Origin of the sequence: Streptococcus sanguinis, assembly GCF_020729765.1 — a bacterium.
Lineage (GTDB): Bacteria > Bacillota > Bacilli > Lactobacillales > Streptococcaceae > Streptococcus > Streptococcus sanguinis_Q.
Genome location: NZ_JAJEPD010000014.1, coordinates 1 through 11256, shown reverse-complemented (window position 1 = coordinate 11256; position 11256 = coordinate 1). Strand labels below are relative to the sequence as shown.

At 42.9% G+C, this 11256-nt stretch carries 13 protein-coding genes and 1 pseudogene; 1 reads left to right on the top strand and 13 read right to left on the bottom strand.

The window, feature by feature from the left end; translation table 11 throughout:
- Positions 1 to 448 (top strand): M protein trans-acting positive regulator PRD domain-containing protein (locus K4H96_RS00795; RefSeq protein WP_321573081.1); only part of this gene is annotated, 448 nt, incomplete at its 5' end.
- Positions 449 to 598: 150 nt separating this feature from the next.
- Here the strand turns inward: K4H96_RS00795 and K4H96_RS00790 are convergent.
- The 13 genes and pseudogenes from K4H96_RS00790 to K4H96_RS00730 form a co-directional block, all read right to left on the bottom strand.
- Positions 599 to 1357, bottom strand: coding sequence for an ABC transporter ATP-binding protein (locus tag K4H96_RS00790; protein WP_002926225.1), 759 nt, complete (start codon positions 1355 to 1357; stop codon positions 599 to 601).
- Positions 1354 to 2220, bottom strand: a complete 867-nt coding sequence (locus K4H96_RS00785) for an ABC transporter permease (protein WP_002905459.1) — start codon at positions 2218 to 2220, stop codon at positions 1354 to 1356. The genes K4H96_RS00790 and K4H96_RS00785 overlap by 4 nt, the downstream gene beginning before the upstream one ends.
- Before the next feature lie 97 nt (positions 2221 to 2317).
- A complete protein-coding gene (locus tag K4H96_RS00780) occupies positions 2318 to 2815 on the bottom strand; it encodes a beta-class carbonic anhydrase (RefSeq protein ID WP_002893938.1) in 498 nt (165 codons plus the stop codon).
- 163 nt (positions 2816 to 2978) lie between these two features.
- Complete coding sequence (locus K4H96_RS00775) at positions 2979 to 3464, bottom strand: GNAT family N-acetyltransferase (protein WP_101771899.1); 486 nt, start codon at positions 3462 to 3464, stop codon at positions 2979 to 2981.
- Positions 3465 to 3754: 290 nt separating this feature from the next.
- Entirely contained in the window at positions 3755 to 4450 is a 696-nt protein-coding gene (locus K4H96_RS00770; RefSeq protein ID WP_223337730.1) for a TIGR00266 family protein, read from the bottom strand.
- A gap of 113 nt (positions 4451 to 4563) precedes the next feature.
- Entirely contained in the window at positions 4564 to 5280 is a 717-nt protein-coding gene (locus K4H96_RS00765; RefSeq protein ID WP_002916623.1) for a TIGR00266 family protein, read from the bottom strand.
- A gap of 116 nt (positions 5281 to 5396) precedes the next feature.
- A complete protein-coding gene (gene radA / locus K4H96_RS00760) occupies positions 5397 to 6764 on the bottom strand; it encodes a DNA repair protein RadA (RefSeq protein WP_223337871.1) in 1368 nt (455 codons plus the stop codon).
- Between the two features lie 5 nt (positions 6765 to 6769).
- Positions 6770 to 7402, bottom strand: a pseudogene (locus K4H96_RS00755) (class I SAM-dependent methyltransferase).
- Positions 7403 to 7454: 52 nt separating this feature from the next.
- Entirely contained in the window at positions 7455 to 7970 is a 516-nt protein-coding gene (locus tag K4H96_RS00750; RefSeq protein ID WP_223337732.1) for a histidine phosphatase family protein, read from the bottom strand.
- Positions 7971 to 7988: 18 nt separating this feature from the next.
- Positions 7989 to 8447 carry a cysteine hydrolase family protein gene (locus K4H96_RS00745; protein WP_223337733.1) on the bottom strand — a complete coding sequence of 153 codons (459 nt, stop codon included), beginning with the start codon at positions 8445 to 8447 and terminating at the stop codon, positions 7989 to 7991.
- A gap of 9 nt (positions 8448 to 8456) precedes the next feature.
- Positions 8457 to 8903: a dUTP diphosphatase gene (locus tag K4H96_RS00740; RefSeq protein ID WP_223337734.1), complete on the bottom strand. Its 447-nt coding sequence runs from the start codon at positions 8901 to 8903 to the stop codon at positions 8457 to 8459.
- 94 nt (positions 8904 to 8997) lie between these two features.
- The gene (locus K4H96_RS00735; RefSeq protein ID WP_125330788.1) at positions 8998 to 10143 is read right to left on the bottom strand and encodes a tyrosine-type recombinase/integrase; all 1146 of its coding nucleotides are present in this window, start codon (positions 10141 to 10143) and stop codon (positions 8998 to 9000) included.
- Between the two features lie 287 nt (positions 10144 to 10430).
- The coding region (locus K4H96_RS00730) for an Abi family protein (RefSeq protein ID WP_227956311.1) at positions 10431 to 11256 on the bottom strand (826 nt) is incomplete at its 5' end.

Here is an 11256-nt window from a genome sequence, read left to right as displayed (position 1 = left end):
AAACTTTCACAATATTTTCCCTCAATTTGTTTCAGATATAAAAAAAGGGATTGAACATTATCTAGAGACTTTGGATATCCATAACACACCAATGAAAATCAACCATCTATCCTATACTTTTATTACTCACAGCAAACATTTAGTGCTGAATCTTTTACAAAATCAGCCTAAATTAAAGGTTTTAATCATGAGTAATTTTGATCAGTATCATGCAAAATCAGTAGCAGAGACACTTTCTTATTATTGCAGCAACAATTTTGAACTTGAAGTTTGGAATAAATTAGAACTATCAATTGATTCTTTAAAAGAATCACCTTACGATATCATCATTTCTAATTTTATTATTCCACCCATTGAGAACAAGAGACTTATCTATTCCAATAATATTAATACGGTCGCACTCATCTCCTTACTTAACGCAATGATGTTTATTCGATTAGATGAGTGATTTAGACTATTTTGATAACAAAAAAACCGCAATCTAGCGGTTTTTATTAATCTGTGAGAGTCTTTTGAACATTAATTGTCTAACTTTTTGGGAACAGTACATTATTTAGTACATATTCTTTCTCTTGTTTTTACAAAACTCTGAGCAAACCTATTCAAACAAGCCGTAGTAATCTGCGATGGTCATCTTGGCTTTCTCGTCTTTGTTTAAGTCCTGAATAATCTGCCCGTCTTTCATGACGATTAGTCGGTTGCCATATTTGAGGGCATCCTCCATGTGATGAGTAATCATAAGAGCTGTGAGGCGGTCACGACTGACAAACTCATTGGTCAGCTCCATCAAGGCTACACTGGTCTTAGGATCCAGTGCTGCAGTATGCTCATCCAGAAGCAAAAGCTCTGGTCGCTTGAGCGTTGCCATGAGCAGGCTCAAAGCCTGTCTTTGCCCGCCAGAGAGAAATTCAATCGGTGTATCCAGATGCTTGTCCAGACCATTGCCGATTTTCTCAATCGTCGCCTGAAATTCTTCCCTATAACTGTTGAGCCCACGGGGCACCAAGCCACGCTTTTCGCCTCGGAATTTGGCAATGAGAAGATTTTCCGCCACTGTCATCCGCGGAGCCGTTCCCATCTTAGGATCCTGAAAGACACGGGACAGGTACTTGGCTCGCTTTTCTGGTGAAAAATGAGTGACATTTTCCCCCAAGATATGAATGCTGCCGCTGGTCAGAGGGAGAGTTCCGGCAATGACATTGAACAGGGTTGACTTTCCTGCACCGTTTCCGCCTAAAATCGTAATAAAATCATGCTCATGAATGTCTAAAGAAACATCATTTAGGATGATTTTTTCTTCATCAAAGCCGCTCTTTACAAGCTTGGTTGCATTTCTTAATTCTACAATCGCTGTCATTTGCTTAACTTGGCTCCTTTAAAGAATTTATTTTTCAGGGTTGGAATCATGAGACAGACGGCCAGAATTACCGCACTGTAGAGACGGAGATAGTTGGTATTGAAGCCGAGAGCGATGACGCCCCAGATCAAGAACTGATAGGCAATCGCACCAACCACAATGGTAATCAGCCGCTCTGCCAAGGTCAGACTCTGGAAGAGCACCTCGCCAATGATAAGACTGGCCAGACCGACTACAATCACTCCAATCCCACGGGAAACATCTGCATAGCCTTCCTGCTGGGCAATCAGCGCTCCAGCTAGAGCAATCAAGCCATTTGACAGAATCAGTCCCATCAACTCCATACGGCCAGTATTGATTCCAAAACTGCGAGCCATGTCTGGATTATCTCCAGTCGCGATATAGGCCTGCCCTAGCTTGGTATCCAAGAAAAAGAGCAGAGCTGCAATCACTAGACTGACAAAAATCAAACCAGTCAAGAGGTCATTGACTTCTCCTGAAAAGGGCAGAACATCCTGAATTTTACTGCTGCCTAAAAGCCCCAGATTGGCACGACCCATCAGCATCAACATGATAGAGTGGCAGGAGGTCATGACCAAAATCCCAGAAAGCAGAGTCGGAATTTTCCCTTTGGTATAAAGCATACCTGTCACGGCACCCGCAGCACAGCCCGCTAAAACGGCTGCTGTTGTTGCCAGAAAAGGATTGACTCCTTTAGTAATCAAGGTAACAGCCACCGCCCCGCCCAAGGGGAAGGAGCCTTCTGTCGTCATATCAGGAAAGCCCAGAATCCGGAAGGTCATAAAAATACCTAGACCTAGGACGGCCCAAACCAATCCCTGAGAAATAATGGAAAGAATCATAACATTGTCCTAACTAATTAAAATCGTTTCTCTATTTTAACATAAAAAAGGAGCCAATTTCAATGCTGATGCGCAGACAAAGAAATTGACTTCCCAACTATTCCTCAACAACTGTCATCCGGCCAGTATCTACATCGTAAACCGCTCCTGAGATTTCTACATCAGCTGGGATCAGTGGTGACTGCCGCAGCAAGGCCATATCCTCGCGCACACTTTCCTCTACATCTGTAAAGGGCAAAAAGTCCTGATCACTGACATCGACACCTAGTTCTTTATGAAGATAGGCCGTGAAATCCTCATTCTTGAAGGTCTGTGCCCCACAGTCTGTATGATGCAAAACCACGATTTCCCGCGTTCCTAGCTGCTGCTGGGAGATGACTAGCGAGCGAATCATGTCCTCTGTTACCCGACCGCCGGCATTGCGCAAGATATGAGCATCTCCTAGTGCTAGACCCAGAGCCTGAGCCACGTGAAGCCTAGAGTCCATGCAGGTCACGATAGCTACCTTGGTCTTGGGATTGATGGGCAGATGTGCTGTCCCATGCAAATCAACATAAGCTTTATTGGCCTTCATAAAGTTTTCAAAATATGACATTTTGACTCCTGACTAATTATATTATTTGATCTTCAAACGAATTAACCTTATCATACTAGGTTTTGGCTTTAGAACTTCCCTAACTTCAAAAAAGAGAGAACCTATATGAACTGCTCTCTGTGCTAGTTTTTATCACCCACTACAGTTGACAAAGAGCCATGTGTTACAACTTCTTAAAGTAGCGAGCAACGGGCCATTGTTCAAAACCAAAGTTCTCATAGGTTTTACGAGCCGGTGCATGACCTAGATCACCGCCCGTCTCAACCATGACCATTTCCATTCCTTTTTGTTTAATCTGATCACAAGCATAGGTCATGAGCGCTTTTCCGATACCTTGACGCTGATATCTTGGAGCAACAGCTAGGATATAAATCTCACCCATCTTATCCTCAGGGTGCAAGCGAATGTGAATCCATCCGACTAATTCTTCCTCCAGAAAAGCTAACCAGGAAAACTGACTCTCTTCATCTAAGACTGCTGTTAGATCATTGATTTGCCTTGTTTCCCACCCTTGAGGATAAAAATTGTCATAAACAAACTTAGGAACTCCTTTTTCCATTTTTGGAAAAACTGGAGACCAAGCTTGAATTGATAATTCTAAAACAGCCTCTTTATGCAATTTCTGATAAGGTTTTATAGTAATTGTCACTTTATTCTCCTAACGTTTCTTTAATCCGCCAAAAATGCCACGAACGAGTTCGCGTCCGATGGTGCTAACAGCTAGATCATAAAGGCGGCCGTTGCCTTTTCAAGGCTTGATTAGCCTTCATAAAGTTTTCAAAATAAGACATTCTTTCCCCTTGCTGGTACTTTGATATCCAAATAATTTTATATTATCTTACCATCTTTTCTGCTATTTGTCAGTTCTCGACTTTGTTATAAAAAAATAGGACAGATAAATCCAGCATCTAGCCTGATCTTCTGTCCTAGTTTTATTTGTTATGAGCTTCTTGGAATAAACTTGCTGAGTGAGCCTGCAAAGGTTTGAAGATTGAGACTTTGCACATAGACTTCACCAGTACCTTGGAAGGTGTTGACCACTCCTTCTCCCGTTCCGATAGACTGCCAGAAGCCATTTTCCAGATGGATATTATAATTCAAAGACTGGCTCCAAGCTACTACATGGGCATTGTCAATCGTCACTTCTTGGTTATGAAGCTCAATTTTCTTAATAGATCCAAAGGCATTAGCCAAAAGAGTGCCCTGACCTTGAGTTGTCATGACGAAGAAACCGCCTTGACCGCCAAAGAGGGCTTTCCCAACAGACTGGCGCTCCATGGTATAGTATGCCGTACCATCAAGAGCTAGAAAGGCGCCGTCATTCAGCCGATATTGTTTTTCGCCTAGCTGAAGGGGAATGACTTGACCAGGAGAATCTGGCGCTAAAGCAAGGTAGCCATTATCAGACTGGGCAACAGCCTGAGTAATAAAGGTACTTTCACCAGAAACCATTGACCGCCCTACAGCCTTGACAAAACGTCCCAAGCCAGAACCGCTGGCATTGAGCTGGGTATTCAGAGTCACGTTAGGCGTGTGGTAGACCATGCTGCCACGCTGGATAAAGACGGTTTCTCCCTGATTGAGCGACAACTCAACCAAAGGAAACTGCATATTACTGTCCATAGAAAATCGCATTGAATCTGCCTCCTTCTTATTATGACTTGATTATAACATTTTCCTACATTTTGAACAAAGGAAAACTGAAGCATCAAAAAAGAAGAGACTGCCTGAGTCTCTCCTAGAAATTTTCAAGAATTGTCAATATTCAGGTGTGGGCGAAGAACATTTGCAAAGGTTTCAATATTGAGACTTTGGATGTAAATTTCGCCAGTTCCATAGAAGGTATTAACCACTCCTTCACCAGTTCCCATGGACTGCCAGAAACCATTTTCTAAATGAATATCATATTCCAACTCTCGACTCCATGCTACTACGTGGGCATTGTCAATCGTTATCCTATCATTATGCAGCTCGACCTTTTGAATCGAGCCAAAGGAATTTACCAAGAGTGTCCCCTGACCTTGGGTACTCATCACATAAAAGCCTCCTTGGCCACCAAAGAGAGCTCGACCCACCGACTGCCTCTCCAAAGTATAAGAGGCAGAACCATCCATAGCCAGAAAAGCTCCATCATTAAGGCGGTATTGCTTTTCGCCTAGTTCCAGAGCAACAATCTGACCAGGTACATTAGGCGCTAAGGCTAGACGACCGTTATTTGATTGAGCAGTTGCTTCAGTGATAAACACTCCTTCGCCAGAAGCCATAGAACGGCCCACAGCTTGGATTGCCATGCCAAAGATTGATTGAGACTCTGCATTCACTTTAGCATTCAAGACAACGTTGGGGGTGTGATATATCATGCTCCCAGTCTGAATACGAACAGACTCTGATGCATCTAAGGCAATCTCCGCCAAGGGAAATTGAGCATTGTTGGTAATAGAAACATTCATACGATGATCTACCATGGTTGATTATCCTCCTAAAAAATCTGGAAAAACAACTTATAGGAAATTCCAGATAAATCCTATTCTTTCTAGCAATATTATAGCACGCACAACAACTTTTCGCAATACTACTTTAATCAAGAAAATACTTTCTTTAAGACTTCCCCAATCGTCGTCACACCGATGGCTTGGATATTGTCTGGAACTTTGAGACCGTTCAGAGAGTTTTTAGGAGCGTAGACTTTGGTGAAGCCCAGCTTTGCTGCTTCGTTGATGCGCTGCTCGATGCGATTAACCCGACGGATTTCACCAGTCAGGCCAATTTCACCGATAAAGCACTCTTGAGGATTTGTAGGCAGATCCTTGTAGCTGGAAGCAATGGCTACAGCTACCGCCAAATCAATCGCTGGCTCATCTAGTTTGACACCTCCAGCAGACTTGAGGTAGGCATCTTGATTTTGCAGGAGGAGTCCTGCCCTCTTTTCCAGAACTGCCATGATGAGGCTGGCTCGGTTAAAGTCCAGACCAGTCGTGGTCCTCTTAGCATTGCCAAACATGGTCGGTGTCACCAAGGCCTGCACCTCCGCCAGAATCGGCCGCGTTCCTTCCATAGTCACGACGATAGAAGAGCCTGTCGCGCCGTCCAGACGTTCTTCCAGAAAGACTTCACTGGGGTTGATAACCTCAACTAGCCCACCAGATTGCATTTCAAAAATGCCAATCTCATTGGTTGAGCCAAAGCGATTCTTGACCGCCCGTAAAATACGGAAAGTGTGCTGACGTTCGCCCTCAAAATAAAGCACTGTGTCCACCATGTGCTCTAGCGTTCGGGGGCCAGCTAAGGTTCCTTCCTTGGTCATGTGACCAACGATAAAGGTCGCGATATTATTGGTCTTGGCCAGCTGCATGAGCTCAGCTGTCACCTCTCGAACTTGAGAAACAGAGCCTTGAACACTGGAAATTTCCGGCGACATCACCGTCTGTATAGAGTCGATAATCAGAAAATCTGGCTTGATTTTCTCAATCTCCGTGCGGATATTTTGCATATTGGTCTCGGCGTAGAGATAAAATTCACTGTCAATATCACCGAGACGCTCCGCCCGAAGCTTAATCTGCTCAGCTGATTCCTCCCCACTGACATATAGGACGGTGCCCTGGTGGGAAAGCTGGGTGGATACTTGCAGAAGCAGGGTGGATTTCCCGATACCAGGATCCCCGCCAATCAGAACCAGACTACCAGGCACGACACCACCACCCAGTACACGATTGAACTCATCCATTTCCGTCTTGGTCCGATTGACATCAATCGAAGTGACCTCAGCCAGCTTCATGGGCCGGGTCTTTTCGCCCGTCAAGGAAACACGGGCATGCTTGACCTCAGCAGCCTCTACTTCCTCAACGAAAGAAGACCAAGAGCCACAGTTAGGACAGCGGCCTAGGTACTTGGGCGAATGATATTCACAATTTTGACAGACAAAGGTCGTTTTTTTCTTAGCGATGGTGATTCTCCTTATTTTCTAATAATCCAAACAAAAGTAGATAAGACCTGACACACCTGCTCTATATTAGTAAAGCCAGCCTCTTCTAGCAGGCCTGCAACTTCTTGAGGCGAGAGGGAATTCATCAAACCAGCTTGATTCTCATAAGTACGCTGAACTTGTTGCTGATTGGCTCCTAGCTCTGAAGCAAGTGTTTTCCAATAGCCCAGTTGCTGGTTGGAAAAAAAGCTAAGAATCAGAAGGCCACCTTCACTTAAAGAGTCATAAATTTTTCGAAGAAATAAGCTGGGATTTTCAACAAACTGCAACACTAGCAAGCAAGAACAAATCTGATAAGCAGAAGGCAGCACTGCTTCTTCAAATCGATTATTAAGATACTCCGCTTAAGGCAGATGAACCTGACTTTTAAGCTCTTGTAGCATCGCCTCACTTGGCTCCACAACCGTCAACCCTGCCTTAGGAAATAAGGATGCCAAACCATTTAACTCATCCGTCTGGCTTGCCAAAGCTAACACCTTATCGACTTTTAAACTGGGTGCTAACCTAAGCAATACTCCTCGGAAAATCACATCTAGCATCACATCATAGCCTGGAATTTTCTGACGAATTTCTGTTGCATAGTCCTTGTTCTTAAATTCTTTCATATTTTCTTCTATCTCAAAATCCTTTTATTAAGATTCTTTTTACAACGAAACATTAAAACTTCAATTCACATTCAACAAACTGACAAAAATCAATCTGCTGATCAACTACAAACTGGCGGATGAGCATGCGGTGGGCTACAAGAGCTACCGTCTCGTATTCTCTGTATTTGTTTATGGTGCGCAAAAAACGGACTTTCATCTGCTCAGCCGTCTCATACCGGACAGGACTTCCTGCAGGAAGAGAACCATTATTTTCCAAAAATAACTTCCGAGCCTGCTCAAACTTATCTATCCCACTCTCATATACCTGCCATTCATGCAGAAAAGGCTCCACAAAAAGCGGCAGTTGGCGGTCTCGAATCAAATAGGAGGCCGTCTCCAAAGCCCGCGTCACAGAAGAAGAGATCAGAATTTCCGCCTGTTCCAGCAAAGGATTAGCAGCTGCCTCTGTCGCCATCTGACGACCAGCAGCCGACAAGGGAGCCAAATCTAGTCCAAAGCCAGTGTAACCAGCCTCTTCCAAAAGTGAATAATCTGGCTCTCCATGGCGGATAAAAATAATTTTCATGCTAATGTCCTCATAAAGCTATCCAATCTTGATTCCGCAATCTTGCCATTGCTTCAGTGTTTTAGAGAATTTCTTCTGGTTAGCAACTCCGACAGCGGACAAATCGATGGAAACCTGATAATTCTCCTTGACGGCTGCCAAAACGGAAGCCTTGACACAGCCATTGCCATCGACCCCAATAAACTCTATGCTTTTAGCACCGTTTCCCTCTAAAAAATCTTTTAAATCCGGATTAGTAAAGCAAGAAGCCCGACGCTTCTCAAAGATGCGAAAAGATACAACCTGCAAACCAGTCGCAAATTTCTTCTTCCTATCTTTTCTCTCCCAGAAAAAACGGTTGAGAATATAGATAACACGATTGCTGGGATAGCTGGCAATTTTGTCATTTACAGCCACAGTCAGTGCTTCATTATCATATGCTTTTCCTGCAGCAACATAATCTGACTGCATATCTACAACTAATAAATAGTCTGCCATTTTCTTACTCTATTTCCCTGTCGACCCAAATCCACCAGTCCGCACGCCTTCTGCCTCATCTCCATCCGCAATTAAGAAAGGTGCGAAGACAGCCTGAACTACACGTTCGCCAACTTCAAGAACGACTTCCTGATCCGTGATGTTTTTCATCTGAGCAAAGATATGCCCTTCGTTTGCAGGATTGCCATAGTAGTCTCCATCAATGACCCCTACGGAGTTAATCAAGACCAAGCCTTTTTTACGGGGATTGGACGAGCGGTCGTAAAGATAAAGTACCTCTCCGGGCTGCATATAAGCCTTGACACCAGTCGGAACCAGCTTAATCTCCCCTGGCGCAATAGGGGTACGCTCTGCCACTTTCAAATCGTAGCCAGCTGCGTGAGCCGTCTCTCTCTTAGGCAGCAAATCTTCATTTGTAAAGCTGGAAACCAGCTCGAATCCGCGAATTTTCGTCATATTTTCTCTTATTATCCTTTCAAACGTTGATTTAATAAGGTTTATAACCCTTATAGATAAGTTGTTTTATAAAATTGTTCACCTTTTTGTGGACTTATAGACTATTTATAGCTTTTTCATAATATGAAACAGCTTCTTTTTCTTTGTTCTTGGAGAGGTGACTATACACATCTAAGGTCATGGATATATTAGAATGTCCTAACCTATATTGCAACTCCTTGTAGCTGATACCAGCATTTAGCAATAAACTAGCGTGAGTATGGCGGAAAGCGTGACAAGTGAAACGTGGGATGCCTAATGTCTCGCAACGCTTATCTATAATCTGTTGGAGAGAATGCCTTGGCAGATACTCTCTAACTGTAGTGGCAAAGACAACAGACGGAGCTTGCGCCCCAACTTCTAAAAACTTTAGCCGCTGACGATTCTGGTATTGCCTCAGCATGAGCGTAGTTTTAGAATCTATGCTTATTTTTCTAGTACCTGCTTTTGTCTTTGTCTCTCCTATCATCCGAATTTCTTGGCTATAGGTTTTATTGATCGTGATAGTCTTTTCCTTTAGGTCGATATCCGACCACTCCAGAGCTGTCAACTCTCCGATGCGGCAGCCTGTGGCCAGTAGCAACTTAAAGACCACAAAGCGGTAATAATGCTTGTAACTCTTTGTAGATAGCTTTTCAGCATAATCGATAAACACCTTTAAGTTATCTGGCTCTATGAACTTAACCGCTTCTCTGCCTTTCTTTTGCTTCTTAGGTAGAATCACATCACGCCCAGGGTTAGATGCCAGCAGCTGTAATGTCACACCATGCTGCAGTATTCTCCTATTAATTGAGTTAATCTCCTTGAAATTTACAAGCTTATGGGCCAGATTGTTTATAAACTCCTGAATGCTGCTAGGCGTTATTTTGTCTATCTTCATGCTCCCAAACTCAGGGATAAGATGATGATTAACTTGCCTCCTGGTCACAGCAAATGTTTGCGGTCTAACTGTCAGCCTGTGACTTTCTAGCCATAGGGCAGCAAGCTCTTTGTAGGTCTTGACCTGTACCGTCTTTTTGACTGTCGAACCATTAGATTTAAAATCAAACTGCGCTTGCTGGGCTTTGCTCTTGACCTCTTTCCTTGTCCGTCCAGTGATACTTGTCTTTACTTTTTTACCAGTAACCTTGTCAACTCCTAGATAGACGCTAGCTCGGTAAACGATAGTACCGTTTTTCTTTTTGACTTCAGTAATTTTCATTAGTTCCCCTTTCTTTTCATCAGCAGGCAAGCCGTAAGGGTTTTAAGAAAGGGTTAAATGGATCCAGGGCGTTGTAGAATGCCCTAGAGCTCGTTTTGATAGGTTGGTAGGTGAAAATCTATCTGGAAAAGAAAGAAAGGGCTTAAATCAGCTTATATAGGCTTTGAAAAAAGCGTACCATCTCGCAAGATGATACGCTCATTTCGTTTTAACCCTTATTTGTATAGATATACAAACCTAGAGCAGTGTAACCTTGGTAGGTTTCTTTTACAATTGTTCATATCATATCACGTTTTAGACTGTTTTACAAGAATTTTGCAAAGGATTTGATAAATTTTTTTCAGATCCTCGTTTTCTTCGTAGTATTTCATATATCTCTTTGAACGCTTAGCGAGTTCTATAGCCTCTAGTCGTCTATGTCGCTTTAATTTATCGCCGCAATACTCTCGATGAAGGATAATAAGAGAAAAAATGTCATGTAATTTTCTATATCTTAAATCTGATCTATCCAATCCAAATGATTCACCAAGCGAGAGGATAACAGCTGATGGTTGTTTAAGCTTCTGATTAAGCATATCAACAAGTAAAACATTACTATGAGCGCAAGCGTTCCTAATATGACGAGCATATGAACTGAATTGCTTAGCCTTTTTTAATCGTTTGTTGCTAGGGTATTTCTTGCAATACATTTCGATAAAATAACATATGTTCCCAAAATCCATTACCTCAACAAGTACCCAAATAGGTATATCTTGATGATGCTTCAAATAAATATTTTTCAGATAAGCATTTTTAGATAAGGCGTTTATAGTGTTGTTATAACCTTGAGGATTATATACAGCATAATCTTTCACAATATCATAGCCATCGATACGAGGATTTTTTGTCACAATGTCCATAATAGCTGTTTTTATACTGTGTTCAATATCAAGGCATATTCCAAGAAGTAAATATCTCAATCTCATATCAATCACAGCARTATCAGCAAGCACATCTGCGTCCGCAAGCGCGTCAGTATCTGCAAGTACGTCTGCATCAACGAGTGCGTCAGTAAGTGCAAGTACGTCCGCGTCGACGAGTGCGTCTGTGTCTGCGAGTGAATCTGCATCGACG

Excerpts from the sequence above, each read along its gene's own strand:
- K4H96_RS00735 (WP_125330788.1), bottom strand. The coding sequence starts at position 10,143 with ATGAAAATTACTGAAGTCAAAAAGAAAAACGGTACTATCGTTTACCGA.
- K4H96_RS00740 (WP_223337734.1), bottom strand. The coding sequence starts at position 8,903 with ATGACGAAAATTCGCGGATTCGAGCTGGTTTCCAGCTTTACAAATGAA.
- K4H96_RS00785 (WP_002905459.1), bottom strand. The coding sequence starts at position 2,220 with ATGATTCTTTCCATTATTTCTCAGGGATTGGTTTGGGCCGTCCTAGGT.
- K4H96_RS00750 (WP_223337732.1), bottom strand. The coding sequence starts at position 7,970 with ATGAAAATTATTTTTATCCGCCATGGAGAGCCAGATTATTCACTTTTG.
- K4H96_RS00780 (WP_002893938.1), bottom strand. The coding sequence starts at position 2,815 with ATGTCATATTTTGAAAACTTTATGAAGGCCAATAAAGCTTATGTTGAT.
- K4H96_RS00790 (WP_002926225.1), bottom strand. The coding sequence starts at position 1,357 with ATGACAGCGATTGTAGAATTAAGAAATGCAACCAAGCTTGTAAAGAGC.
- K4H96_RS00765 (WP_002916623.1), bottom strand. The coding sequence starts at position 5,280 with ATGGTAGATCATCGTATGAATGTTTCTATTACCAACAATGCTCAATTT.
- K4H96_RS00770 (WP_223337730.1), bottom strand. The coding sequence starts at position 4,450 with ATGCGATTTTCTATGGACAGTAATATGCAGTTTCCTTTGGTTGAGTTG.
- K4H96_RS00745 (WP_223337733.1), bottom strand. The coding sequence starts at position 8,447 with ATGGCAGACTATTTATTAGTTGTAGATATGCAGTCAGATTATGTTGCT.